Source organism: Corynebacterium sp. HMSC073H12 (assembly GCF_001837775.1).
GTDB lineage: Bacteria > Actinomycetota > Actinomycetes > Mycobacteriales > Mycobacteriaceae > Corynebacterium > Corynebacterium amycolatum.
In genome coordinates, this window is sequence record NZ_KV834033.1 from 148,935 (window position 1) to 173,406 (window position 24,472).

Genomic DNA, 24,472 nt, shown 5'->3' on the forward strand with positions numbered 1-24,472 from the left:
CGGCCCCAGACCCCACAACACACTGCTAGTGAGCAGCAGCCAGCTGCTGCAGCTCAGCTTCGGTGCCGTTGAAGACGTCCTCGTCCACGATGGTCGGGATGCCATCGATGCGGCCGGTGGAGGAACGCTGCCAGAAGGTCATGCTCTGCCAACCGCCCGGCAGCGAGGTCGGAGCGCTGTCTTCGTAGGCGGCGAGCCACAGCGGGTAGTCGGTGAAGTCGGTCGAGTTACCCATCGGGTTCTGCCAGAACCAACGGTAGGTGTAAATCATCGGAGTTTCGCCGGTCTTTTCCTCGACGCGCTCGAGGAAGTCCTTGGTCCACTTCTGCAGCTGGGTTGGGTTGAGGCCATTGTCCAGCTCGATGTCAAGCACAGGCGGCAGTGTCTTGTCTGTGGAGATTTGTTCATCGCGCTGCTGCAGTGCTTCTACGTACTGGTCAGCCTGCGCGGTTGCGGAACGATCCGGGTGTGCCTTGTGGTAGCTGCCCACGTACAGACCGGCCTTCGCGGCGGCGATGGAGTCCTCGAGGAAGTATTTCTGGTCACCTTCGACACCGTCGGTGGCCTTGATGAAAGCGAACTTCTGGCCGCTGGCTGCGACCTCGTCCCATTTCAGCGCGACACCACCTGGGCGCTGCCACTTGGAGACGTCCACACCGGTCGGCCCCATGTGGAAGCCGGTGCGCGCCGAGTTCGACGATGCATTCTCGGCGGATTGAGCCTCAGCGCTCGACTCAGAGTTAGTGGACGAACCGTTGGCATCAGAGCCCTGCGGCTCCTGAGCATCCGACACCAGCGGCGCATCGGTGATGCTCGGTGATTCGGTCAAAAAGTCGAGCGACCCCTTGGAATCAGCAGCGGACGGGTTGGAGTGTGCAGATGCGTCCTGGGGTTGCGCGTCAGCCGGTGCAATAACACCCAAGGTCAGCGGCGCAACGGCCACGATACTTGCCAAAGTAGCGCGGCCCGGGCGTCGCTTCAGCACCGCGGTCGCGGAAAGTGGAAGAAATTTCATGGTTTGCACCTTACCCCCTAAACCTCTTCCGCCCCATTCGTAAGCCTAAACTTATCCTGCCCCTCCAGTCACAGCTTCAATCCGCACTTGCCCCTAGACTGGCGGCATGACAAATAGCACTAATACTGAGACCCAGTCCGCAACGTCCCAATTCTCAACGACTTCTCGCCCACAGGATGACCTCTACTTGGCCACCAACGGTGAGTGGATTAGCAATCATGTCATCCCGGCTGACCGCCCCATCGATGGCGCCTTTTACAAGCTGAGGGATGAGGCGGAGGAAAACGTCCGCGAGCTCATCACCACTGCCGCCGATGCGGATCCGAATTCCCGCGTCGCTCGCTTGTACAACTCTTTTATGGACGAAGCCGCTATTAATGACGCCGGCGCTGCTCCGCTCGCGCAGGATTTAGAAATGATTGCCTCCGCCGAGAACGCGCATGAGCTGGCGTTGGCGCTCGGCCGCCTCGACCGCCTCGGTGTCGGTGGTGCGCTCGGGTACTGGGTGGAAAAGGATTCCGGCTCTGACCTAGATGCTCTCTACCTGCTGCAGTCGGGCCTCGGCCTCCCGGATGAGGCTTACTACCGCGAGCCTGGCCACGCCGACACTCTCGCCGCCTATGAGCAGCATGTTGCCGCTATGTTGAAGCTCCTCTCCTCGCATGACGACGGCGCGGGGGACCTCTCCACCGCACTTGCTGCATTCGAGTTGGTGGACCCGGCCGCTGCGGCGGCGCGCATCGTGGCTTTTGAAAAGCGCATTGCCGCTGGTCACTGGAATGTGGTCGATACCCGCGACGCGCTGAAGACCTATAACAAGACGGCTATTGCTGACCTCCCCACCGGCTTCCCGGTCGCGGAGTGGCTCGCGGCCACCGGTGTCAATGAGACGAACCAGACCGCCATCGACACCATCGTGGTGATGATGCCGTCGTACTTCGAGCACTTGAGCAAACTGTGGCAGGACACTGACCTGACAGATCTGCGCCTGTGGGCACTGTGGCGCGTTCTCCACCAGCGTGCTGCCTACCTGTCGGATGACTTCTCTGCGGAGAGCTTTAACTTCTACGGCCGCACCTTGCAGGGTTCGACCGAGCAGCGTGCACGCTGGAAGCGCGGTGTTGCCTTTGCGGACGGGGCGGTTGGACATGACGTCGGCAAGCTGTATGTGGAAAAGCACTTCCCACCGGAGTACAAGGAGCAGGTCCTGGAACTGGTGGACTACCTGCTGGCGGCGTACCGGGAGCGCATTTCGGAGCTGCCGTGGATGACGAAGGCGACGCAAGAGCGAGCACTGGAGAAGCTGTCGCTGTTTAAGGCCAAGATTGGTTACCCGGAGCGCTGGCGTGATTACTCGGCGATGGAGCTCGGGGATTCTCTGATGGACAATGTCCGCGCCGCCAGTGCTTTTGCGCATGATTATGAGGTAACAAAGCTAGGTACTCCGGCCGATCGCGATGAGTGGCATGGCACTCCGCAGACGGTCAACGCCTTCTACAATCCGGTGGTCAATGACATCACGTTCCCGGCTGCGATTTTGCAGTCGCCGTTCTTCTCACCGGACGCTTCCCCGGCGGAGAACTTCGGTGGTATCGGTGCCGTTATTGGTCACGAGATTGGGCATGGTTTTGATGACCAGGGCTCGCAGTATGACGGGCACGGCAACCTCCACCAGTGGTGGACCGATGAGGATCGCGCAGCTTTTGAGAAGCTGACCGCCGCACTGGTGGATCAGTACGAGGGACTGGTGCCGCAGGCACTGCGCGAGCAGGCCGAGGAGGGCGCTGACCTGCCCGGTGTCAACGGTCGCTTCACCCTGGGCGAGAACATCGGTGACTTGGGCGGGCTCGGCATTGCCGTCGTCGCTTTCCGCCGTTTCCTCGCTGCCCGCGGTGAAGAACTTGGACTGGAGGACACCCCAGAGACCTACCGTGACCTGTTCAAGCAGTGGGCACTGGTTTGGCGATCTAAGATTCGCCCGGAGTTCGCGCGTCAGCTGCTTGCCATCGACCCGCACTCACCAGCGGAGTTCCGCTGCAACGTCATTGCCAGCAACATCGATGAGTTCCATGAGGCCTTCGACACTTCAGCGGGCGACGGCATGTGGCGTGAGCCCAGCGAGCGCGTGAATATCTGGTAATTCTGCGAGAACCCAACCTGCGCTGCGTTCCCCTCCGACACCTTCGGGGGTCCTCCGATGCCCTCCGACACCCTCCGGGGAAAGCCAACGCCTCACCGTTTACTACAAATGCAAAAGCTGACTTTTTGTTTTTGCAAACATGGAACTAAAATCACAGGTGAGGCGCACGCTTTCCCGATGATCAAGTCGGGCAGGGCCACAATCAAGCGAGGTTCCTGTTACAAGTGCGCTTGCTAAGTGCTCTTGTTGGAGGAGGCCGCTGTGGACAGTCGCGACATCCAAGCACTCACCGCCGTCAAACTCTATTACGGCGAGGGGCTCACCCAGTCTCAGGTTGCAACCGAACTCGGGGTTTCTCGTCCAACGGTCTCTAAACTGCTCAACCTTGGCCGTGAGCGCGGCTACGTGCGCATTGAGATTCATGATCCGCGCGAGGAAGCCTCAGAGACCGCTACGCAGATGCGGGATCGCTACAAGTTGAACGATGTGCGGCTGGCGCAACCGGCTCGCGCTGGCAACGCAGTCTTGCTCCGCGAGTTGGGGCGCGTGGGCGCAGAGCTTCTCGACGAGTTGGTGGTCGACGGTACCCTTCTCGGTGTTTCGTGGGGTAAGACCATGTACTCCGTATCCACGCAACTGAAGTCCAAGGATGTCTCGGGCGTGGAAATTGTGCAGCTCAAGGGAGGAATGAGCCACTCCGATAAGTCCACGAACGACATCCGCACTATCGGCGCATTCTGCCACGCCTTCCACGCCTACGCCCGCACACTGCCGCTGCCAGTGATTTTCGATTCGGTCGAGACCAAGCGCATCGTGGAACAGGATCGGTTCATTGCCAGCGTTTTGGCCCTTGGCCGGACGGTGGACATTGCCGTTTTCACCGTCGGCGCCGTCGACCATGATTCGCTGGCCTTGAACTTGGGACAGCTGTCGGCAACCGAAAAGGACTTGCTCGTGGAGCGCGCAGTGGGCGATGCCTGCTCACGCTTCTATCGCGCTGACGGTGGCATTGCGCTGCCAGAGGTCGATGCCCGCACGGTAGGTATCAGCCTCTCTGACCTGCGCCGGATCCCCACTCGGGTACTTGTGGCCGGTGGCGCACACAAGGCCGCGGCCATCGACGTGGCCCTTCGAACAAATTTGGCTACTCACCTGGTCATCGACGATGCCACCGCTGAACGCCTGCTTGCGCTGGACTCACCGGACTCACCAGCTGCACCGGCTTCACCGGGCTCCCCCGATAGCTCCACCCCTCTTACTGCCACGGAATAACCGTCCCGGAACGCATCAGTACAAAGAACTGACACCCGGGCCCGAGAAGCGTCTTTGTCCTCTTCGACCGATAGACTTAAGCGAGCGCACATGTCCGCATATATGTTGCAGCCGCTGTCCGGTCGGAGAGGACGATTCTTTAGGTGTCACCAGCACAGCAAATCAAGCACACACTCCAGGCCTACGAGTCGGCGGACGCATCATTTGCCCAGTCCGCGAAGAAGTTGCCACCCGTGGGGTGGAAAGGAGCGCTCTACGCCCTCAAGCGTGCGGGTATCGAATTTTTCTTGGAGCTCGGTTTCGACGCTGCCGCGAAGTTGACCTACTACACGGTGTTGACCTTCGCGCCCGCACTGCTTGCGATTTATTCGATTGCCACGCTGATGCTGGCCGGCTATACAGAAGACCTCAACCGACTGACCGAAGATTTCATCCGCAGCTATGTCCCAGCTGAGTATGCCGAACCGATCCGCAATGTCATTTCAACGATTATCGGCTCCGCCACGGGCGGTCTTGTCGCACTGACTATCGGTATTGTCTTTGCACTGATTTCGTCCTCGGCCTACACGCGCGCTTTTTCGCGCACGGCTAACTCCATCTACGGCGTTTCCGAAGGTCGCACGCTGATTCGCTACCACCTGCTCATGGTCGCCATTACGCTGCTGCTGTTAATCGGCACTGTGGTGCTGCTCATTGCGATTATTGTCAATGACCAGCTAGTTATCACCATCGTCGAACCGGTTGCCCGCCCATTGGGTATTGAATCGACCACGCGACAGGTCATTGACTTCTGCATCTCCGTCTGGAGTTGGCTGCGCTGGCCGGTGATCATCGTCATGTCGATGATTCTGATTGGCTCGCTATACTACTTCACGCCGAACGTGCGCATGCGCAAATTCCGCTGGCTCAGCACAGGTTCGGCACTGGCAATTATTAGCTCGCTGATCATCGGCAAGGCGCTCCAGCTGTACCTATTCAACTTTGCGGCTTCGAATCCCTATGGCGCCATGGGTGCGGTTATCGCGCTGATGACCGCACTCTGGAGCATTAATGTGGTCGTGGTCTTCGGCTTCAAACTGGATGCCGAGGTTGAGCGGATGCGTCAACTGCGCGCAGGTTTGCCCGCGGAGCGATACATCCAGCTTCCGCCTCGAGCTACCGCTGCTGCCGAAGGCGAGCAGCAGATTCACCGCAATCTCGAAAACCAGGCGCACCAATTTTGGGAAGCCGCGCGGGATGAGAGTAGTAGCGCTGACGCTAGCCCTAAAAGGGCTAATTTCGAGGAGGCCTGAAGTTTCGGTTTGAACGGTCCGCAGACTACAACATCTGGAGGCCATAACCGCGGAAAGGCATACAACTTCTGATTTTCATGTTTGAGCGCGAGCACACCCCAGGCAGCATAAGCGTGGGACTGCTCCCGAGCCACGCGCAATCGAGCTCGTCTACACAATTGAAATGACGAACACTTAGGCTGTTCCTTCACTCAACGAAGGGACTAGCAGGCAACCAATCAGGTAAGGCTGGGGGTCTCTCTACACCATTTACTACTGAGAAAATCGTGTATTTGAACAAGTGCATCGAACACCGTGCTCGCAATCTCCCCCCCCCGGGGTAGACTGAGCATTCCTCGTAAGAAATCGTACTCTTGATATCCACCTAAAGCGTCAATTTAGGCAATCAGTTGCAACACGCCGTAGTTCAATTTAGCCGCAATTGGCGTATAGCAAACTACTCATGGTGCGACGAAACTTCCACGCTAAGAAGACTAGTCCGCACAGAAGGAAGGCTAGGTAGATGGCTCCAGCTAATGCTAGGGAGACCATTAATGATAGCCCCTCAATCGCGAATCTGGCCGGCACATCAAGAATCATTACATGAACCATCGAGCCGCCCAGTGCGAATACAGCTGCAATTCCAAGGCTCACACATATAAACAAAAATGGTAAACCGGCAAATCTTACCAAGTACAGTACGGGGGCTGGAAACCCAACTTTGTTAAGTCGATCGGCTGTAATCACGACTTGATCTACAGCCATTAGGAATGACGTGAGTGACAATATTCCTACGAAAAATAGAGGTAGCCCTAGCATGACTAGGAAATCCCAGTTCTGGATTCCGCCGCCCGCTTGTTTCATCGCGTAAGCCTCAGTGTGTGAAACCGAGAGAACAATAGCTGGAATGCCCAATACGTAAGCCAATGGCAAGACGATTGACTTGGTCGCAGTATGGAGTTCTGCGGAGAAAGCACCTAGCGCAGCTGCCCCTGGAAAGGAACCAGCCAATCGGGCAAGAGCTCTCTCGATTGCTCTGATGATGTGCAGAATAAATCGACTACACAGCCAAAACAACGCGGATAACATAGCTAAAATCACAAATAGTCCTGCCTGAGCACCGGATTGGACCGCTATTACAAGGAAAATCATTGACAGCGCAGCGACTAAGTCTCCCCACTGCAGTTTATTGGCTCCATCAATCGAAACTCGCACTGGTTTCGCTCCTGCACTCTGAGCCTTCTGCTTCAGGGCGTATCCCATGAACACGACAATGCCACTGATGATGACGCTTATGCTGATTATGAATGTGGCCATCAGAATTGAGTTCAGCGATATGGGTTCGAAATACTGACCGGGATATAGAAGGTCATCGGAGTCTCGACGCGATATCAGCATCACTACCTGTTGAAAAAGTACCGCTACAGGATAGGATATTGCGATAACCAAGGCCTCAATCGATAAAAGCTGTAAGACAAGCAGAAGAAAGTAACGTCGAGCAGGCCATCCCACAACTTGTAGGCAGCTAATAAAATAATCGAGTTTGGTAAACGCTCGACTCACAATCTGCGGAATACAGAAAATCGAAGCTATTGCCCAAGATATGGAAACATTAGTAGCCAGATTCACGGTGACTGCCTCACCTACTGCTGTGCCTTCCGTCGCTTGTCGGGTGTTAAGAACGGCCGCCAGTATGCCGATAGTAAAACCGATAGCTAAAGCAGCGGCAATGTTTGGGCCGATTGATGCTCGTAGATACGATGCCGCGATTTTGAGTGTGATTGATTCTTCACGAGTGCGCTTAGCCATTGATTGTCCCGCCGTCTAAACGAACAATACGATCACATAGCTTTGCAATGGATGAATCATGAGTCACGACGAGCCCGTGTCCGTCATGCGAACGACACCATGTTGTGATTTGGTCAAAAGCACGATGCGCGTTCTGTTCGTCCAAGCTTCCCGTCGGTTCGTCTGCCAACAATAGTTTCGGGCCGCTAGCCAGAGCTCGAGCAATTGCCGCACGTTGTGCTTGCCCGCCCGAAACTGCTTCGGGTAAAGAGTCTCTTTCGTTTCCAATACCCAAGTTATCTAATACGATATTTGGTGATATCTCTTTCGGATTACCCGCTAAGGACCAAGTCAGCTCCACGTTTTCCAGCAAACTTAACCCTGGAATTAGGAGATGATATTGGAAAATTATTGATACAGATTCCCTTAAGTGCTTACGCACTTTTCGTTTTGGCACACCTGATATTTGAACCCCATCAAGTTCACTCCGACCTTCGGATAAGCGTCTGATACCACCCAATCCATGCAATAAAGTGGTTTTTCCCGCCCCCGACGGCCCCATAAGAGCCACCACTTCGCCATTTGCAATCGAAAAGTCCACATCGCGGAATAGCCACTCTCCCCCCCCCATCTCCCTTCTTGAACCGATATCCTGCTCCAATAACTTCGAACATGTGTCAGCCCTTCGCTATAGAAATAAAACTCCGCAAAAATACAGCCCTAATAGAGTCCTTTAGACAATCCACAGGAAAACCCAATTAGGAGCTCTCACACGCGCTCTATAAGACCATGGATTTAATGCCGTCGCATCAGCAACCTATATGCCATTGGATTTCTACACGACTCTCAAACATTCCTTTAGAGCAGCTATAGCGCAATCACACCCACGATTGCTGCGTTGAGCAGGTTGGTGCACAGACCCGCGATCAGCGCCAGTGGACCGTTCTTGGCAATCTCACCGCGGCGCTCCGGCGACAGGGCGCCGAAGGAACCAATCTGAATTGCAATCGACGACAGGTTAGCGAAGCCGGCCAGGGCGAAGGTCGCCAACATGATGGACTTCGGATCCAGCGAGTCGACGTGCTCAGAGAACGAGGTGTAGCCGACGAACTCGTTCAGAATCGTCTTCTCACCAATGAAGCTACCGACCAGCCCTGCGTTCTCCCACGGCACACCAATCAGCCATGCAATTGGTGCAAAGATCAGGCCGAACAGTCCTTCCAGAGACCAGTTATCCTGACCGAACCAGCCGCCAATGCCGCCGATCATCGCCGACAGCATCGCAATCACAGCGATGAACGCAATCAACAGACATGCCACAACCACAGCGATACGACCGCCGGCCAGCGCACCCGATCCAAGCGCATCAATGACGTTCTTCGACTCGGTATCGCGGACATCCTTCACCGACGCATCCAGATCAGATTCCTCTGTCTCCGGCCAGAAAGTCTTTGCAATCAGCAGCGAGCCCGGCGCGTTCATTACCGATGCCGCCAGCAGGTATTCCAACGGCGCACCGAGCAGGGAGTAACCGATCAAGGTCGATCCGGCCACCGACGCAAAACCGCCCGACATACATGCGAACAGCTCCGACTTGGTCAGTTTCGGAATATACGGCTTGACGACGAGCGGAGCCTCCGACTGCCCGAGGAAAATCACCGTGGAAGCGAAGACGGACTCCACCTTCGAGGTACCCATAATGAACTTCAGTGCGGACCCGACATATTCAACGAAGTACTGCACTACCCGCAGGTAGTAGAGGGCACCGAGGACTGCACCCAGGAAGATGATCACTGGCAGCACGTTGAGCACGAAGACGAAGTTTTTACCCGTGCCGTCGAAAAGATTACCGAAGACAAACGAGGTGCCCTCATTTGTAAAATCGATCATCTTCTCAATGGCACCGGCGACACCCTTCAGTGCATTAAAACCAGGTTCCCACTTCAGCACTACCAGTGCGAATACCGCTTGCAGCAGCAGGCCAACGCCGAGTGTGCGCCAGTTAATGGCTTTCCTGTTCTTTGAGATAGCAATGGCAAATCCGATGACGAGGATGATGCCCAGTAAGCCTTGCAGTCTATCCATGACTAAGGTCTTCTTTCTTGATAAAAGAGGCTGTGGTGATGATGCCTACAGGTCCTCGGGACCAAAGGCGTAAGGGAGAATTTTTTCGAAGTCAATGCTGGCCGGAGCGCCTAAACCACCATTTTCCGGGCGCTCGGACTCCACTATGACGCGTTTGCACCCAAATTCGTGCAGGACCTGCCGACAGGCGCCACAGGGGTGGCACGGTGCCGCCTTTCGCCCGACGATGGCGCAGGCCGCAATCTTATGGTTGCCACCGTGCTCCGCGACCATACGGAATACGGCTGTGCGCTCTGCGCAGTTGGTCACCCCATAGGATGCATTTTCTACGTTGCAGCCCGTGACCACCGTGCCGTCGTCAAGCAGAAGTGCGGCACCGACCGGAAAACCTGAATAGGGGACGTACGAGTTTTCCGTGGCTGCGTAGGCCTTAGCCAGCAGTTCTTCGTCTGAGATGTGGGACATTGTGCTCTCCCTCTCCGAGCCTGTTCGAGGTATTTATGCAAACATACTTATGTGGGTACAAATGGAAAGTTATCTATTGACATTTGTTCTAGTGCTGATGATAATCGGAATCAGCAGAGTTCACAAGACCAATATCGCTAAGCACAATCGCCTATAAAAGGAGCGAACAATGGCTGAAAAGTTCGATGTAGTTGACGTCATCAAGGTAAAGCGTGATGGCGGTGAGCTCAGTCCGGAAGAGATTGCTTGGGTCATTGACGCCTACACTCGCGGCGTCGTGGGCGATGAGCAGATGGCGGCGCTGAACATGGCCATCTTCATCCGCGGCATGAACCGCCGCGAGATTGTGGATTGGACTCAGGCGATGATTGGCTCGGGCGAGACCATGAGCTTCGCATCGCTGAGCAAGCCCACCACGGACAAGCACTCCACAGGTGGTGTCGGTGACAAGATCACGCTGCCGCTGGGCCCACTGGTGTCCTCCTACGGCGTGGCTGTCCCACAGCTGTCCGGTCGCGGCCTCGGCCACACCGGCGGCACCCTGGACAAGCTGGAATCCATTCCAGGCTGGCAGGCGGATGTTCCGAATGACCGCCTGATGCAAATCCTGGAGGATTCCGGTGCGGTCGTCGCAGCAGCCGGTGCGGGCCTGGCACCTGCGGATAAGAAGATTTACGCGCTGCGTGACATCACCTCGACGGTGGACTGCATTCCGCTGATTGCCTCGTCGATTATGTCCAAGAAGATTGCGGAGGGCACTTCCAACTTGGTGCTGGATGTCAAGGTCGGTTCGGGCGCCTTCATGAAGGATCTGAATCAGGCTCGTGAGCTGGCTCGTACCATGGTTGACCTGGGCAACGATGCGGGCGTGAACACCCGCGCGCTACTGACGGACATGTCCACTCCGCTGGGCCTGACCATCGGCAACGCTCTCGAAGTCCGCGAATCGGTGGAAGTTCTCGCAGGTGGTGGCCCCGCAGATGTCGTGGAGCTGACCTGTGAGCTGGCCCGAAACATGCTGGAGCTGGCTGGTGTGCACGATGCCGACGTGGAGCAGGCTCTGAAGGACGGCCGCGCTATGGACTCGTGGAAGAAGATGATCCGCGCTCAGGGCGGCGATCCGGATGCCGCGTTGCCGGTGGCGCCTCACACGCACGATGTGGTTGCACAAGCCGACGGTTACCTGACCAAGCTGGATGCACTGGCTCTCGGCGTTGGTTCCTGGCGCTTGGGTGCGGGACGTGCTCGTAAGGATGATCCGGTGCAGGCCACCGCCGGTATTGAGATTTTCGCCAAGCCGGGCGACAAGGTGGCCAAGGGCCAGAAGCTGCTCACGCTGCACACTGAAACTCCGGATAAGTTCGAGCGCGCCCTCGAGTCCATCGAGCCGGGCATTGAAATCGGCGACACCGCGCCGACAGCCGAGCGCGGAATTATCCTCGATCGCGTGTCCTAGATAATCTCTGACGGGCTCGCGCCGGCGCCACTTCCCCGCCCCGAGCCCGCCACCTCCCTACTTTTAAGCACCTACTTTTAAGCTCTCTCCCAAATTTCCGAAAGGACTTGATTTCTCCCATGACTTCCCGCGCTGATGTTGCCAAGATGATTGACCACACCTTACTCAAGCCAGAAGCCACCTCTGACCAGGTCAAGGCTCTTATCGACGAGGCCGCCAAGCTCGGCACCTACTCCATCTGCATCTCCCCCTCGCAGCTCCCAGTCGAGGTGCCAGAGGGCCTGCACATCGCCACTGTCGTCGGCTTCCCCTCCGGCGCGGTAAAGACCGAGGTCAAGGCTGCTGAAGCCGCTCGCGCTGTGGCCGATGGTGCTGAAGAAGTCGACATGGTCATCAACATCGCCTTCGCCAAGGAGCACCGCTTCGACGACCTCGAGGCCGAAATCAAGACTGTTCGCGACGCCATTCCGGGCAAGATCCTGAAGGTCATCATCGAGTCGGCTGCCCTGACCGATGAGGAAATCATCGCAGTCTGCAAGGCCTCCGAGTCCGCAGGCGCAGACTTCGTCAAGACCTCCACAGGCTTCCACCCGGCCGGCGGCGCTTCCGCTCACGCTGTGAAGCTCATGCGCGAAACCGTGGGCGACCGCCTGGGAGTCAAGGCCTCCGGTGGTATCCGCGATGCCGCTGCCGCCGAGGAAATGATTGCTGCGGGCGCCTCCCGCCTGGGCCTTTCCTCCTCCGCCGCTGTCCTTGATGGTCTGAAGTAGGCGAACACCGATGCTCTCCGAACAGCTACAAGCCACCATCACCGATTGGATCGCCCACGATCCGGACGAGGCCACCGCCGCCGAGCTCTCCTCGCTTTACGACGAAGCCAAGGCCGCCGACCCCGATGCGATTGCCGAGCTGGAAAGCCGTTTCGCCGGGCCACTCGAATTCGGCACTGCAGGTCTTCGCGGTGTCGTTGCAGCTGGTCAGTCCCGCATGAACCGCGCCACGGTCATCCGCGCCACCGCCGGCTTGGTCGCTCATCTGAAGAACATTGTGGGCGATGACTTTACCGTGGTCATTGGTTGCGATGCCCGCCACGGCTCCGCTGATTTTCACCGCGACGCCGCCGCGGTTGTCGCCGCAGCCGGCGGCAAGGCCCTGGCCCTGCCACAGCAGCTGCCCACACCGGTGACCGCCTTTGCCGTGCGCCACCTCAATGCCGATGCCGGCATTATGGTCACGGCCAGCCACAATCCGCCGAAGGACAATGGCTACAAGGTTTACCTCGGTGGCCGCGCGGTGGAATCGGATTCCCGCCGAGGCGTCCAGATTATCGCGCCCCATGACAAGCAAATTGCGGAAGCCATCGCCGCTGCTCCACCAGCTGATGAAGTCCCGCGTGACTTCGATGCCGTCGAGCAGGTTGGTCCTGAACTGCTTGATTCCTATGTGAAACGGGCGGCTGCGCTCGCAACGACGTCGTCAAGCGAAGAGAAGCAGGCAGCGAAGATTGTCCTCACCCCGATGCATGGCGTCGGCGGCGAGACCATCGTGCGCACACTGAACGCGGCAGGTTTCTCGAATGTCCGCGTGGTCGAGAAGCAGTTCGCGCCGGATCCGGAGTTCCCGACGGTATCGTTCCCGAACCCGGAGGAAGCCGGCGCGCTGGACCTCGCGTTTGAGCTGGCGCGTGCCGAAGACGCGGATGTCATCATCGCGGCTGACCCGGATGCGGACCGCTGCTCGGTGGCTATTCCGGATAGCAGCGTCGATGGCAGCTGGCGACAGCTCTCCGGCGATGACATCGGTGCGTTTCTGGGTGAAGTCATCGCTGCGGATGCCGAGGCTCGTGGGATTGCGACCGTGACCAATGATGAGGGCGCAGAGTTCCCGGCCACGATGGCTAACTCGATTGTGTCCTCGCGCCTGCTGGGCAAGATTGCCGCAGGTCACGGACTGAATTATCGCGCTACACTGACCGGCTTTAAGTGGATCGCTGGTGTGGACGGGCTCATCTTCGGCTACGAGGAGGCCATTGGCTACTGCACCGATCCGGCAGTCGTGCGAGACAAGGACGGCGTATCTGCGGCGGTGCGTGTCGCCGACGCGGTGGCACGGCTGAAGGGCCAGGGGCTGGGCATTCAGGACCTGCTGGATGATGTCGCCCGTGCCCACGGCCTCTACAAGACCGCCCCGTTGACCTTCCGCGTCGAGGACCGCTCGCTGATTACCAAGGGCATGGACACTCTGCGCGCCAACCCGCCTGCACAGCTGGCCGGATCGAAGGTCACGCAGGTCACGGACATGAATGACGGCCTAGACATGGTCGATGCCAAGGGCGAGAGCTATCACATCCCGCCTACCGACGGCATTCTCATTCTCACCGAGGCCAACGACCGCGTCATTGCCCGGCCTTCCGGCACGGAGCCGAAGCTGAAGTGCTACTTGGAGGTCGTGCTGCCGGTTGATGGTGATGATGGCGCTGCTAATCGTGGCGCTGCCGCTTCGGCCGCAATTCCGCACGCCGCCGCTGCCGAACGGCTGGACCAAATCAAGGCTGAGCTCAAGGAGATCCTGGGGATGTAGCCGCTAACCGCTAACCGCTGACCGCTAACCATTTGGTAGCTACCAGCCCCACCTCGCAACAAACTGGGGTGCTCATGAACGAAACGGTCGAAAAGTGGCCGTGAAGTCTCATGCGCACCCCAGTTTCGCATGTGCAGCCCCCCCTATGTCTTGGGCCGGGTCATAAGTCGGCTCACAAGTTAGTGACTGCGTTTATGACAAAAACAAGCAAAAATTAATGCCGAAACTGTCATAAACTTACGCAGTTTCTCGATGGCCGCGCCCTCATTTGAGGCTCACCACCTCATTTCGGGTCTAGCTAAACCCGCCCGTGCCGCATTTTGGGATGACATGCGTCCCATAACATGCTTTAAAGTTTTCCCGGTAATACAATAAAAGACGTTAACCGTGTCCCCAGGGGATGGAACACCATTCGCTACGCGGGTTGGTCTCATCACAGGGGAACATCCCCTCCTCGTGATTGGTACGCCCAGCATGTCGTATAACGAGTTCCCCAACTCAGACCCCAACTACAATTCGAATCCTTCCACCGGCTCGTTCGGTCCCGTGTACCCAAACCAGGCACCCCAACCCCAACCTCAACCTCAGCCGCAGCCCCAATTCGCTGCGCAGCCAGCACCAACTTTCGCCTACGCAGCCCCAGCGTATCCGCAGCAGAACTCACGCACTTCCGGCGCCATGATTGCGCTCATCTCAGTGCTGTGTGTGGTGTTGTTAGGTCTAATTGGCGCGATACTTTATGTCACCCTAGGCAAAGATGACTCGGCGACTGCGGCCGACACGCAGACGGCTGCCACTACACAGGTCGCTGCCGATGCTTCGAGCCAGCCCAACCCACCGGTCACGCAGACTGAGACCGTGGTCGTTCCAAACTCCGCGAACTCCGGTGGCTCTGCTGGGTCCTCGGGCTCGTCACGTGGCCTGGCTGGCGGCAACCTCTCCAGTGCGTGGAAGGGCACGTCCTCAACGAGCGATCCGTTCGTTCGAAATGTCCACAGCGCCTACGTCCGCTACCGCAATTCCACTGGTGCGGAATCCGGCACCATCACGGCCTACAGCCCAACGACTGGCCTGACCTACAACATGTGGTGCCGTCCTGCTGGCGGCAACATCAAGTGCACGGGCGGCCGTAACGCAGTGGTGTACATCGGCTAACGCACACCACCCGCAGCCACAGTCGCAACACTCCAGTTCGCGCCCTACGCCGCAACCTACGCCACTGCGTCGTCCAGACCACCAGCTAGGTCGTGGAAGATCGCTCGGTTGAGGCGAAATGCCTTCTTCGCCTCGTCGACCACGGCATCTTTATCGGCATCCGAAATGCCCAGCTCAGACAGACTCCGTCGGTAGCCGTCGCGGTAGGGCTTAATTTTTCCGATCGCGGAGAAGTCATAGAATCGGGTTCCCTCCGCACCGATGCCGTAGTGCTTGGCCAGCATGGACGCAATCACCTGACCACCAGAAAGATCACCCAAGTAGCGAACGTAATGGTGCGCCAATGCGGCGTTGGCGTTGCCGTTGCTTTCGATTTCACGAAGCTCGGCCACGTAGTTCTTTGTCGCCTCCACAGGCGAGATCTTTTCCCGCCAATCAGACCCCACCAAGTGCTCAAGGTCGGCTGCCAGTGCTTCCAGGCGCTCCAGCTGCGCATCGTAGACCGCGCTGACCTGCTTCGACTCCGCAGTGGACCGCACTGCCTGCTCCAACGCTTCGTACACAAAGTAGAGCTGACCGGTTAAATCGATGGCCGCCTGCGCATCCAGTTCACCCGCAAGCAGTCTCGACATGAAGTCGGAGTTTTCCGCTTCACTGTGAACACCGGAAGTCTCCACTTTGAGCCGCTCTGCCAAGGGCTGAGCAGCCAGCTTGTCACCTTCTTTAATCGCGTTTTCAACCATGGTTTTCTTCTTTCTCTGTGGGGTTTTTGGAGACTAGGGTGAGAGGTATTGTCCGCGCTGAGGCACCAGCACGGGGTTGCCCGCGGAATCCCGAAGCACTTCCACGCCGATGCCGTAGACTTCGCTGACGGTCTGTGCATCCAGGGTTTCCGCAGGCGGGCCTTGCTTTACGACGCGCCCCTGCGCCACCACCACAACGTGATCGGCATACGCCGCGGCGGCGGACAAATCGTGCAAGACCACGACCACGGCTTTGCCCGCCGCCGCGCGGGCGCGCATCATTCCCATGATTTTTTCGGCGTGGTGGAGGTCCAGGGCCGCGGTCGGTTCGTCGAGAAGCACGACGGGAGTGTCCTGGTAGAACACGCGCGCGCTGTGGACGCGGGCGCGCTCGCCGCCGGAGAGGGTCGGGACTTCCCGGTCAAGGAGGTGCGCGACGTCGCATTCAGCGATGACTTCCGCGAGCAACTCTTCGTTCGGGCAGCCCCATGGGTTGCGTCCGAAGTCGATGACTTCGCGGCTGGTGAATGGTACGGACAGTTCTTGGCTCTGCACCAGGACGGCGCGGTAGCGGGCCAGGTCGGCAATGGAGAGCTCGGTAATGGAATGCTCGCCGATCCGGACGTCGCCGCCGCTGAGCTCATGGTCGCCGGAAAGCGCTGCGAGCAGTGTCGACTTTCCAGCACCATTAGGGCCGACCAGCGCGGTGACTTTTCCGGGCTCGGCGACCACGGAAATATCGTTCAGGATGCGGTGCCCGTCCAGGGTGATACTGACATTCTCAGCAGAAATGCCCAGGCCAGAGTGAATTTCCATTAGTGCACCGCCCTCTTCGAACGCAGGAGCAACCAGAAGAACAGGGGGCCGCCGACGATCGAGGTGAGCATTCCCAGTGGCAGGTCCGCACCGGTAATCATGGTGCGGGCCGCGAGGTCGGCCAGCGTTGTGGCCAGCGCTCCGCCGAGGATGCATGCGGGAATCAGCGTGCGATGCGCTGGTCCCAGCAGCAGTCGTGCAGCGTGCGGCACCACCAAGCCGATGAAGACGATGATGCCGGAAAATGCCACTCCAGCCGCCACGACCAGAGACGTGCCGAAAATAATGGCGCGACGCAGCGTGATGACGTTAATACCCAGGTGGCGCGCCTGCGCTTCACCGAGGCTCAGAATGTCCAGCTTGCGGTAGCTGACCCACATGGCAATTACGGCCGGAACTGTCACCAGCGTAATGATGACGACCTGCGTCCAGGTGGCGCTGGCAAAGGAGCCCATCTGCCAGAACACAATACGGTCGCGGGCAGCCGTGGAGGCTACGAATGTCAGGAGCGACACCAGACCACCACAGATGGAGTTCACAGCCACACCGACCAGAATGATTCGGGCGATATCGCGGCCACCGTGCGCATTTGCGGCCACAATAGCCGTGGCCACCGCACCACCGATAAAAGCTGAGACCGCAATGGCCCAGCTGCTGGCGAAGACACTCAACACTCCGCCGAGCACCCCGGAGAGCCCGGCGGCGGTGCCCAAAACTGTGGCGGTAGCAGCGCCGACGGCGGCGCCGGAGGAAACGCCGATGAGGCCGGGTTCGGCAAGCGGGTTGCCGAACACCGCTTGCAGCGCCACACCTGCGAGGGCTAGCCCCGCACCAACGAGGCAGGCCAGCGCGATGCGCGGCAGTCGCACCTGCCACAGCACGGTGTCGATGGGCTCTGGCGCGTCACCGAGACCGGCATTGAACACTAGCCTCATCATTGAGCTCAGTGATTCCCCGATGGTGGCACCGAACTGCCCCACGGAGGCCGACCAGCCAATTGCCAGCACCAGCGCTAGGGCGAGCCCGATGAAAACGGTTGCCTGCCTGAACGGACTAGTTTTGTTCGCGGTTGTCTGCATTGCTCAGCTAGTCACTTCCCCGCAGTGTTATCGGCACTCGCACCAGCGCCTACATCAGCACCAGCACCTGAATCATCACCTGCACCGCCACCGTAGAGAGCATCCGCGATGGCGCGGATGGCACGCGGCGACTGCGAGTCAAAGGACAGCAGCTGCGAATCCGGCACGTCCACGACGGATTCATTCTGGCCCGCCGGGGTCTGTGCAATGCCCGGGATTTCCTTCAAGCCTTCAATACCGCCAACGGACTCGAGGCCACCAGACATAACCAGGATGGTGTCTGGGGCCGCTGCGATGAGCGACTCTGGCGTAATCGGCGTGAACGCGCCCTGAATACCAACGCCCTCACCAGCATCAACGCCGCCGAGGCGAGTAATCAGGGAACGCCCACCGGAGTCTGGTCCCGCAATCATGGCCACACCGGTTCCGCGCACATACAGGATCATCATCTTGCGGCCATCGGCCTTGGCCTGCGCGTACTCGGTCGCAGCCGCCATCTCCTTATCCAGGTGCTCCTTCACCGGGCTAACTTGGTCAGCCAGGCCGACTGCGTCCGCAACTTCGTCGATAAGCGTGTTGATGGTCTCGGGAGTGCGCTCATCCGACACATGGGCGACGGTGATCCCCGCCTTTTCAAACGTGTCGAAGACACGGCTGGGGCCGATCGAGCCATCGGTGATGATGAGCTCCGGCTTCAGCTTCATCACCGACTCAGCATTGACTGCATGCCCGCCAATGGTGAGGTTCGGCAGACCCTTTACCGCCGGGAAATCGGACGTGGAGTCGCGCCCCACCAGACGGTCTCCGAGGCCAAGCGCGTAGACCGAACGACTGAGTGCTCCCGCTCGGTCAAGCGTGAGAATACGCTGGTAGTCCTTATCTTCTGCCGGCTTCGGGTCTTTCAGCAGCACTTCGGGGTTTTCCGAAGGCAGGTTCGCATGCGCGGCACCGTGAGCGGAAATGTTGTCGGCGCGCGGTACCGTCGTCACGCCAGCGCTTGACGACGACGCCCCCTCCCTCGCGGCATCATCGGAACCACAGGCGACTAGTCCTGCGACCAGGACCACACTCAGAAGTGCTCCGGCAAGGCTGCGAACGCGACAGGCAGGCACGGTGAACATATTCCCCCTCTGTGAGCTGACGCTGCACGGAGATAGACGACAAAAGAACGACTAAATAACGACTAACACTAGTAACAAAGAGCTTAGAAAGGACTTTGCTCTACTCACCCAAAGAATCTTAGGCTATCTTTTATGTCTAGGTTAGCCTACCCTTAAATAAACATAGTAATTTCTACAGTTTGTCGGAAGGACGTTACCTCCTATGACTACTCGCACATTCCAGCGTCGAGCGGCTTTCCTGGCTATTCCGGCCGTCGCCGCACTTCCACTTCTCGTCGCCTGTGGCTCAGATGACGCAGACGGTGCCGCGCAGGATGCTGCCAACGCCTCGGAAACCACCAGCTCGGCTGAGGCTCAAGAAACCGACGCCACCGCCGGCGAAGTAACCATGGAGGCCGAGCCGGTCAACGACCTGTCCGAGGGCGATGTCATCACCGTCGACCTCTCCGGTCTCGACCCCGATTACGGCTACTACGCCGCACTCTGCGCCGCAGAGAAGGCTCCGGGCAACCCCGTCCCGGACTGCACCGGTGACCGCAGTGCCGGCACCCAGTCGCAGCAGTGGATTACCAAGAAGTCCGGCGGCACCACCACCATCGCCGACGACAACACCGCGCACTTCGAGCTCAGCGTCGTCCCCACCGGCGAGGCCGTGGACTGCACCCAGCAGGACTGCGTGCTGAAGCTCTTCGGTGACCACAGCGAGGGCTTCGAGGACATCACCGAAATCCCGGTTACTTTCGCAAAATAGCCAAACCACACACGCGCAGGCGTCGCAGACCTAGGCTAAGAGCCATGGAAACCGACCAGCCTGCGACTGCCAAAGAGGCGGCACCGCGCCGCATCACACTCCTACCCGGCGATGGCATCGGCCCCGAAATCACCGATGCCTGCCGAGGACTCATCACCGACGTTTTCCCCCACTGGGAACTGACGGAGGCGCAAATTGGCTGGTCACAATGGTGCGCGCACGGCAATCCCGTCCCGCAGGAGACCTGGGAGACACTAGAGCGCAGCGATGCCGCTCTCCTCGCGGCGATTACCTCCAAGCCCGCTCGCGAGGCCGAGAATGAACTGGCGCCACACCTGCGCGGCACTGGCCTGACCTACCGCTCCCCTATTCTCCAGCTGCGCCAGCGCCTCGATCTTTTCGCCAACCTCCGCCCGGTCATCCTGCCCGGCGCGGCTGCCGACTTCACCATCGTCCGCGAAAACACCGAGGGCCTCTACAGTCACGACTATCTCCTTCCGCCTCACGACGCCCCGGCCGACTCCCCGCACCACCACCTGTGGGCAGAGGTGGCGGAGGACTCGACGGTGGCTCGCGCCGTCGATAAGCGTGGCGAAGTTGCGGTTTCTTTGCGCGTGACGACGTCCTTTGCGTGGCACCGCCTTGCGCGATCGGCGGCCAAGTTGGCTCTCGCGCGGCAGGCGGCAAACCCCGATTCGGAGGCCACGCCGACGGTGACGGTGGCGGATAAGCCGAATATCCTGCGGGACTCTGCGCGTGTGATTCGCGGGGCAGTCGAAGAGGTGGCGGAGGAGTATCCGCAGGTCGCATTCGATTTTGCCAATGCGGATGCCGTGGCAATGCAGCTGGTAACCGACCCGGCGCGCTTTGATGTCATCATCGCGGAGAACCTTATCGGCGACATCCTCAGCGACATCGGTGCTGGGCTGATTGGCGGGCTGGGGCTGGCGGCGTCGGCGAATGTCGGCGATAACTTCGCGGTGTTCGAGCCGGTACACGGTTCGGCGCCGGATATTGCAGGTCGTGGCATCGCCAACCCGGCTGCATTTTTGCTCTCAGCGGCAATGTGCGCCGAGCACCTTGGGGCACCGGCCTCGGAGCTTGCGCCCGCAGCCAAGCTGCGCGAGGCAGTCTACGCCGCCACTCGCACCGCACCCACGCCGGACCTTGGTGGTACCGCGACTACCAGCGAGTTTGTGGCTGCGGTGCGGGCGGAGCTGGGGTTGTAGGCATTGACTCGATTACGAAGCGTAATTAAAGTGGTTGCTATCAATCCCAGCCGTTGACCCTCCGCCGATAAGGAGAGCGCCGATGACTGGGATTACTCATAGGGGGAGGGTCAAGAAGTATGAGTAAAAACAGGTATAACGCTGCGCAGGCTGTGCCTTTACGTGAGATCACTAACGAAGACAATCCTTTACACGTTAACTACACCGGGAAACGGGCCCCCGAGGACGACGACGAAGAACTCTGAGCCCCTACTGGAACTGGCTGAGGTCAATGCCTTCCAGCGGGTCGGACTCGCGGATGTCCTCCTCCGGCGGCAGTGGCACCTCACAGAGAACCACTGCCGCACCGCACGGGTCCTGCACGGTTGCCAGCGGACCGAACTCAGTGGCCTGCGGGGCAACGAGCACGGAACCGCCCAGTTCCTCAGCTTTAGCGACAGCGGTGTCGATGTTCTCCACGCCGAGGTACGCCAGCCAGCCGACGAAGCTCTTATCGGCAGCATCGGTCTGTGCAGCAACCGAGCTGGCTACCAAACCTGCAAATGGTGCCCCGTCTTCCATCGCGACTGCGAAGGTGCCGTGCTCGTTCTTGTTGCGCACTGCGATTTCCCAGCCAAAGAAGTTGTGGTAGAAGTCCGCGACCTGCTCAAAGGTCTCCTCCGGGCCTGCAACCAGCTCGAACCACACCGGGGTGCCTGGCTCGCCCGCTGCGATGAAGGCCTGTTCACCCGGCTGTTCCAGCAGCCCAATGAGGCCACCGGCGGGGTCGGAAACGACGGCCATCGTGGATCCGTCGACAAGCGGGGTCGGCTCTTGGAAGACCTCGGCGCCGAGCTCGCGCGCCTTGTCGACGGCACCAGCGGCGGAGTCGACATGGAAGTTCACGCGCCACTGGTTGACGAAGGCATCCTCAGCGTCCTTATCGGCCTCAAGCAGTACCGACACTGGCATTCCAGACAGCATGGCAACGCGGCGACCCGCGGAAGCCTCGCGGGCATCCTCATGGATTGGCGCAGTGTTGCGGTAAGCCCACCCGAGAACGCCACGGTAGAAGCGCTCGGTCTTACGCGGTGCGGCGGAGAGCAGATCTACGCGCAGGGGCATGCCAAATTCGGCGGGAAATGCGGGCATGAGTTACAGGTTCCTCCACTTTTCAGGATCAAAGTCATCATCGGCGGTGGCCTCATCAAAGTAGTCATCATCGACTTCATCGGCAGTGGCCACGCGTGCCGACATACCGGCAACAGAGACGACGTCCCCTGGACGCAGCACCTTGCCACGACGAGTGTCGACCTCACCGTTCACGCTGACCTGGCCCTCAGCAATGAGTTCCTTGGCCAGACCGCCCGTTTCCACCAGGTTTGCCAACTTCAGGAATTGCCCGAGACGGATGGACTCATCCCGGATTGCGACATCGATAGGCTCCATGCCCTTAAGTGTGTCATATCCGGTGAAAATGGTCGGAGTTTGGCTGGTTCGGAGAGGTTCAGAGCGTCTCATGAAACCTCTATTTCAATAAAAACTCTGAACCTCTGCGGAGCGAAGCAGCGCATCCTAACATGCTTTCCATGTCCTATTCACGGCCAACGAGACGGCCCCTTATCGCCAGCGAAGCACCACCTCGCCCGCCGCTGCGCCATATTGTCGCCGCCTCGGTCGCCGTGAGCCTGCCGCTGATGACCCTGGCACTCATCTCAACTTCTGTCTCTGACCTGCTATTTTTACCTCCTATTGGCGCTGCCATGGCGCTTATCGTCGGCGCACCGAACTTGCCCCTGGCTCAACCACGAAATGTCGTGGTCGGACACCTCATCGGCTGCACGACTGGCATCGCAATTCTGCACATGTTGGGTTCGACCATCATTGCTGCAGCGGTTGCCGCCGGCGTTGCCTTCGCACTCATGCTTCTTGCTCGCGCGGCTCATTCCCCTGCCACCGCTACCGCTATGGTCACCGTGCTGATGCCACACGGCCATGGGCTTGCCAACGACTTCCGCTTCATAGGCTTCATTTTCGCTTCGTCAATCATGATCGTGGTGCTTGGCATCCTCGCAAATCGACTGCGCGGCATTCGGTATCCCACCTACTGGTGGTAGGTGGATTCGGGGCCAAGCACTCCGGCTAAATACGGCTATCAGTGGGATAATGACACTCATGCCAAAGCAGTGGATTAACAACACGACGACCGAAAAGATTGTCATCGTCGGCGCTGGTGGTTTTGGCCGAAACGTGGTCAGCTTCATCAAGGACATCAACGACTACGCCGTGGAAAACGGAATGCCAAAGCAGTGGGAAATCCTAGGCATTATCGATGATGGCACCCCAGATATGGCCTTTTTCCACAAAATGGGCGTGCAACTCTTGGGCAAAACTGAGGTCCTCGCGGACTTGCCCGAGGGGGTCTACTACACAGTCGCAATCGGCAGCGGCGCTGCTCGACGTTCGATTGCGCAACGCGCAGATGCCGCGGGGCTCGTGCCCGCGACCCTGGTCCACCCAGACACCAGCATTGGCGCGCTGGTCACACTCGGCGAGGGCACGGTCATCTGCCCCGGAGCGCGCCTGACCTGCAATATTGAGGTAGGCAAGCACGCCCAAATCAATATGAATGTCACAATCGGCCACGATGCGGTGCTGCGGGATTACTGCACAATCTTCCCGCTCAATGCCGTGTCGGGCTTTGTCACGCTTGGCGAAGCCTGCACCCTAGGCGCCAACTCCGTAATCAACCCCGGCCTCACTGTCGGCGAGGGAGCGTACGTCGGATCCGGAGCCGCAGTTACCAGAGACGTCGATGACTACTCCGTTGTCGCCGGCGTTCCCGCAAGTGTGATTAAGAATCTGCGTTAGCCGAGACGTCCTTATCCGACGAACCCTTGTCCGACGAACCGGTGAACTCGGTCATAGTCACTTGGCCCTCTTCTGAGATGCCTTCGCGCCTCAGCACCACCAAGATCGTGTCGAGCAGGATCTTTGCATCGAGCAGTAGCGACCAATTATCCACGTACTGCACGTCGTACTCGAAACGTTCTTCCCAGGTGATGCCATTGCGGCCCGAGACCTGGGCAAGCCCCGTAATTCCCGGTGGCACCTCATGGCGGCGTGCTTGGCGCGGCGAATAGCGCTCCAGGTACTTCATGCGCAGCGGGCGCGGGCCAACGAGGCTCATATCGCCACGCAGAACGTTAAAGAGCTCCGGGAGCTCATCCAAGCTTGTGGACCGAAGGAATTTTCCTACCTCCGTGAGGCGGGACGCATCGTCGACAAGCCCCTTTGCCGGATTGACGTGGTGCATCGTCCGGAACTTGAGGATATTAAACGGCTCACCATCCTGGCCCGGGCGTTCCTGGCGGAATAGGACTGGCTTTCCCATGGAAAGTCGCACTGCCAGAGCCGTAGCGCCCATAACTGGCGACAGCACAATCAAGCCCGTTACAGATGCCGCGATGTCGACGCCACGCTTAATTACCCGTTGCACGCGGATGCTCAGTGAATCCATTGGTCAT

At 58.9% G+C, this 24,472-nt stretch carries 23 protein-coding genes; 11 read left to right on the forward strand and 12 right to left on the reverse strand.

Annotation, left to right across the window (positions count from 1 at the left end):
• Window positions 1-25: 25 nt before the first annotated feature.
• Complete coding sequence (locus HMPREF2708_RS04385; RefSeq protein WP_070832780.1) at window positions 26-1,015, reverse strand: glycoside hydrolase family 25 protein; 990 nt, start codon at window positions 1,013-1,015, stop codon at window positions 26-28.
• 106 nt (window positions 1,016-1,121) lie between these two features.
• Between HMPREF2708_RS04385 and HMPREF2708_RS04390 the strand changes: the two genes are divergently transcribed.
• The 3 genes from HMPREF2708_RS04390 to HMPREF2708_RS04400 all read left to right on the forward strand — a co-directional run bounded on the left by HMPREF2708_RS04390 (window position 1,122) and on the right by HMPREF2708_RS04400 (window position 5,719).
• The gene (locus HMPREF2708_RS04390; protein WP_070832784.1) at window positions 1,122-3,155 is read left to right on the forward strand and encodes a M13 family metallopeptidase; all 2,034 of its coding nucleotides are present in this window, start codon (window positions 1,122-1,124) and stop codon (window positions 3,153-3,155) included.
• Window positions 3,156-3,416: 261 nt separating this feature from the next.
• Window positions 3,417-4,427, forward strand: a complete 1,011-nt coding sequence (locus HMPREF2708_RS04395; protein ID WP_070832788.1) for a sugar-binding transcriptional regulator — start codon at window positions 3,417-3,419, stop codon at window positions 4,425-4,427.
• Between the two features lie 143 nt (window positions 4,428-4,570).
• A complete protein-coding gene (locus HMPREF2708_RS04400) occupies window positions 4,571-5,719 on the forward strand; it encodes a YihY/virulence factor BrkB family protein (RefSeq protein ID WP_246840330.1) in 1,149 nt (382 codons plus the stop codon).
• Window positions 5,720-6,130: 411 nt separating this feature from the next.
• On the opposite strand, the gene HMPREF2708_RS04405 is transcribed toward HMPREF2708_RS04400, so the two are convergent.
• The 4 genes from HMPREF2708_RS04405 to HMPREF2708_RS04415 all read right to left on the reverse strand — a co-directional run bounded on the left by HMPREF2708_RS04405 (window position 6,131) and on the right by HMPREF2708_RS04415 (window position 10,036).
• Window positions 6,131-7,507 carry a hypothetical protein gene (locus HMPREF2708_RS04405; protein ID WP_070832791.1) on the reverse strand — a complete coding sequence of 459 codons (1,377 nt, stop codon included), beginning with the start codon at window positions 7,505-7,507 and terminating at the stop codon, window positions 6,131-6,133.
• Window positions 7,500-8,147: an ABC transporter ATP-binding protein gene (locus HMPREF2708_RS10870; protein WP_141762914.1), complete on the reverse strand. Its 648-nt coding sequence runs from the start codon at window positions 8,145-8,147 to the stop codon at window positions 7,500-7,502. Before HMPREF2708_RS10870 ends, HMPREF2708_RS04405 begins: the two co-directional genes overlap by 8 nt.
• 206 nt (window positions 8,148-8,353) lie before the next feature.
• Window positions 8,354-9,571 carry a NupC/NupG family nucleoside CNT transporter gene (locus HMPREF2708_RS04410; RefSeq protein ID WP_070832794.1) on the reverse strand — a complete coding sequence of 406 codons (1,218 nt, stop codon included), beginning with the start codon at window positions 9,569-9,571 and terminating at the stop codon, window positions 8,354-8,356.
• Between the two features lie 45 nt (window positions 9,572-9,616).
• Window positions 9,617-10,036, reverse strand: coding sequence for a cytidine deaminase (locus HMPREF2708_RS04415; protein WP_070832797.1), 420 nt, complete (start codon window positions 10,034-10,036; stop codon window positions 9,617-9,619).
• Between the two features lie 169 nt (window positions 10,037-10,205).
• On the opposite strand from HMPREF2708_RS04415, the gene HMPREF2708_RS04420 reads away from it, so the two are divergent.
• The 4 genes from HMPREF2708_RS04420 (at window position 10,206) to HMPREF2708_RS04435 (ending at window position 15,227) form a co-directional block, all read left to right on the forward strand.
• On the forward strand, window positions 10,206-11,492 hold the full coding sequence (locus HMPREF2708_RS04420; RefSeq protein WP_070832800.1) for a thymidine phosphorylase: 1,287 nt from the start codon (window positions 10,206-10,208) through the stop codon (window positions 11,490-11,492).
• Window positions 11,493-11,611: 119 nt separating this feature from the next.
• Window positions 11,612-12,262, forward strand: a complete 651-nt coding sequence (gene deoC, locus HMPREF2708_RS04425; RefSeq protein WP_070832803.1) for a deoxyribose-phosphate aldolase — start codon at window positions 11,612-11,614, stop codon at window positions 12,260-12,262.
• A gap of 10 nt (window positions 12,263-12,272) precedes the next feature.
• Window positions 12,273-14,072, forward strand: a complete 1,800-nt coding sequence (locus tag HMPREF2708_RS04430; protein WP_070832806.1) for a phospho-sugar mutase — start codon at window positions 12,273-12,275, stop codon at window positions 14,070-14,072.
• A gap of 474 nt (window positions 14,073-14,546) precedes the next feature.
• Window positions 14,547-15,227 carry a hypothetical protein gene (locus HMPREF2708_RS04435; RefSeq protein WP_246840331.1) on the forward strand — a complete coding sequence of 227 codons (681 nt, stop codon included), beginning with the start codon at window positions 14,547-14,549 and terminating at the stop codon, window positions 15,225-15,227.
• 56 nt (window positions 15,228-15,283) lie between these two features.
• Here HMPREF2708_RS04435 and HMPREF2708_RS04440 read toward each other — a convergent pair whose 3' ends face one another.
• From HMPREF2708_RS04440 to HMPREF2708_RS04455, 4 genes are read right to left on the reverse strand one after another with little or no spacing between them, the layout of a single operon-like run.
• Window positions 15,284-15,970, reverse strand: coding sequence for a biliverdin-producing heme oxygenase (locus tag HMPREF2708_RS04440; protein WP_070832812.1), 687 nt, complete (start codon window positions 15,968-15,970; stop codon window positions 15,284-15,286).
• Between the two features lie 33 nt (window positions 15,971-16,003).
• Complete coding sequence (locus HMPREF2708_RS04445) at window positions 16,004-16,786, reverse strand: heme ABC transporter ATP-binding protein (protein ID WP_070832815.1); 783 nt, start codon at window positions 16,784-16,786, stop codon at window positions 16,004-16,006.
• Complete coding sequence (locus HMPREF2708_RS04450) at window positions 16,786-17,865, reverse strand: FecCD family ABC transporter permease (protein ID WP_070832818.1); 1,080 nt, start codon at window positions 17,863-17,865, stop codon at window positions 16,786-16,788. Before HMPREF2708_RS04450 ends, HMPREF2708_RS04445 begins: the two co-directional genes overlap by 1 nt.
• 11 nt (window positions 17,866-17,876) lie before the next feature.
• On the reverse strand, window positions 17,877-18,986 hold the full coding sequence (locus HMPREF2708_RS04455) for a heme/hemin ABC transporter substrate-binding protein (RefSeq protein ID WP_246840332.1): 1,110 nt from the start codon (window positions 18,984-18,986) through the stop codon (window positions 17,877-17,879).
• A gap of 202 nt (window positions 18,987-19,188) precedes the next feature.
• On the opposite strand from HMPREF2708_RS04455, the gene HMPREF2708_RS04460 reads away from it, so the two are divergent.
• A complete protein-coding gene (locus HMPREF2708_RS04460; protein WP_070832821.1) occupies window positions 19,189-19,737 on the forward strand; it encodes a neocarzinostatin apoprotein domain-containing protein in 549 nt (182 codons plus the stop codon).
• A 44-nt stretch (window positions 19,738-19,781) separates the two neighbouring features.
• The gene (locus HMPREF2708_RS04465; RefSeq protein ID WP_070832825.1) at window positions 19,782-20,966 is read left to right on the forward strand and encodes an isocitrate/isopropylmalate dehydrogenase family protein; all 1,185 of its coding nucleotides are present in this window, start codon (window positions 19,782-19,784) and stop codon (window positions 20,964-20,966) included.
• A 249-nt stretch (window positions 20,967-21,215) separates the two neighbouring features.
• On the opposite strand, the gene HMPREF2708_RS04470 is transcribed toward HMPREF2708_RS04465, so the two are convergent.
• On the reverse strand, window positions 21,216-22,097 hold the full coding sequence (locus tag HMPREF2708_RS04470; protein ID WP_038627226.1) for a VOC family protein: 882 nt from the start codon (window positions 22,095-22,097) through the stop codon (window positions 21,216-21,218).
• A gap of 3 nt (window positions 22,098-22,100) precedes the next feature.
• Complete coding sequence (locus HMPREF2708_RS04475; protein WP_005510922.1) at window positions 22,101-22,394, reverse strand: RNA-binding S4 domain-containing protein; 294 nt, start codon at window positions 22,392-22,394, stop codon at window positions 22,101-22,103.
• Window positions 22,395-22,534: 140 nt separating this feature from the next.
• Here HMPREF2708_RS04475 and HMPREF2708_RS04480 point away from each other — a divergent pair, with 140 nt between their 5' ends.
• Together HMPREF2708_RS04480 and HMPREF2708_RS04485 are read left to right on the forward strand one after the other, a co-directional pair.
• Entirely contained in the window at window positions 22,535-23,062 is a 528-nt protein-coding gene (locus tag HMPREF2708_RS04480) for an HPP family protein (RefSeq protein WP_246840333.1), read from the forward strand.
• Between the two features lie 58 nt (window positions 23,063-23,120).
• On the forward strand, window positions 23,121-23,816 hold the full coding sequence (locus tag HMPREF2708_RS04485; protein WP_070832832.1) for an acetyltransferase: 696 nt from the start codon (window positions 23,121-23,123) through the stop codon (window positions 23,814-23,816).
• Here HMPREF2708_RS04485 and HMPREF2708_RS04490 read toward each other — a convergent pair.
• Entirely contained in the window at window positions 23,800-24,465 is a 666-nt protein-coding gene (locus tag HMPREF2708_RS04490) for a sugar transferase (RefSeq protein ID WP_070832836.1), read from the reverse strand. The genes HMPREF2708_RS04485 and HMPREF2708_RS04490 overlap by 17 nt on opposite strands.
• Between the last annotated feature and the right edge of the window lie 7 nt (window positions 24,466-24,472).

Coding starts and splice junctions, on each gene's coding strand:
- HMPREF2708_RS04385 (WP_070832780.1), bottom strand. CDS start 1,015: ATGAAATTTCTTCCACTTTCCGCGACCGCGGTGCTGAAGCGACGCCCG.
- HMPREF2708_RS04390 (WP_070832784.1), top strand. CDS start 1,122: ATGACAAATAGCACTAATACTGAGACCCAGTCCGCAACGTCCCAATTC.
- HMPREF2708_RS04405 (WP_070832791.1), bottom strand. CDS start 7,507: ATGGCTAAGCGCACTCGTGAAGAATCAATCACACTCAAAATCGCGGCA.
- HMPREF2708_RS04410 (WP_070832794.1), bottom strand. CDS start 9,571: ATGGATAGACTGCAAGGCTTACTGGGCATCATCCTCGTCATCGGATTT.
- HMPREF2708_RS04415 (WP_070832797.1), bottom strand. CDS start 10,036: ATGTCCCACATCTCAGACGAAGAACTGCTGGCTAAGGCCTACGCAGCC.
- HMPREF2708_RS04420 (WP_070832800.1), top strand. CDS start 10,206: ATGGCTGAAAAGTTCGATGTAGTTGACGTCATCAAGGTAAAGCGTGAT.
- deoC (WP_070832803.1), top strand. CDS start 11,612: ATGACTTCCCGCGCTGATGTTGCCAAGATGATTGACCACACCTTACTC.
- HMPREF2708_RS04430 (WP_070832806.1), top strand. CDS start 12,273: ATGCTCTCCGAACAGCTACAAGCCACCATCACCGATTGGATCGCCCAC.
- HMPREF2708_RS04435 (WP_246840331.1), top strand. CDS start 14,547: ATGTCGTATAACGAGTTCCCCAACTCAGACCCCAACTACAATTCGAAT.
- HMPREF2708_RS04440 (WP_070832812.1), bottom strand. CDS start 15,970: ATGGTTGAAAACGCGATTAAAGAAGGTGACAAGCTGGCTGCTCAGCCC.
- HMPREF2708_RS04445 (WP_070832815.1), bottom strand. CDS start 16,786: ATGGAAATTCACTCTGGCCTGGGCATTTCTGCTGAGAATGTCAGTATC.
- HMPREF2708_RS04450 (WP_070832818.1), bottom strand. CDS start 17,865: ATGCAGACAACCGCGAACAAAACTAGTCCGTTCAGGCAGGCAACCGTT.
- HMPREF2708_RS04455 (WP_246840332.1), bottom strand. CDS start 18,986: ATGTTCACCGTGCCTGCCTGTCGCGTTCGCAGCCTTGCCGGAGCACTT.
- HMPREF2708_RS04460 (WP_070832821.1), top strand. CDS start 19,189: ATGACTACTCGCACATTCCAGCGTCGAGCGGCTTTCCTGGCTATTCCG.
- HMPREF2708_RS04465 (WP_070832825.1), top strand. CDS start 19,782: ATGGAAACCGACCAGCCTGCGACTGCCAAAGAGGCGGCACCGCGCCGC.
- HMPREF2708_RS04470 (WP_038627226.1), bottom strand. CDS start 22,097: ATGCCCGCATTTCCCGCCGAATTTGGCATGCCCCTGCGCGTAGATCTG.
- HMPREF2708_RS04475 (WP_005510922.1), bottom strand. CDS start 22,394: ATGGAGCCTATCGATGTCGCAATCCGGGATGAGTCCATCCGTCTCGGG.
- HMPREF2708_RS04480 (WP_246840333.1), top strand. CDS start 22,535: ATGTCCTATTCACGGCCAACGAGACGGCCCCTTATCGCCAGCGAAGCA.
- HMPREF2708_RS04485 (WP_070832832.1), top strand. CDS start 23,121: ATGCCAAAGCAGTGGATTAACAACACGACGACCGAAAAGATTGTCATC.
- HMPREF2708_RS04490 (WP_070832836.1), bottom strand. CDS start 24,465: ATGGATTCACTGAGCATCCGCGTGCAACGGGTAATTAAGCGTGGCGTC.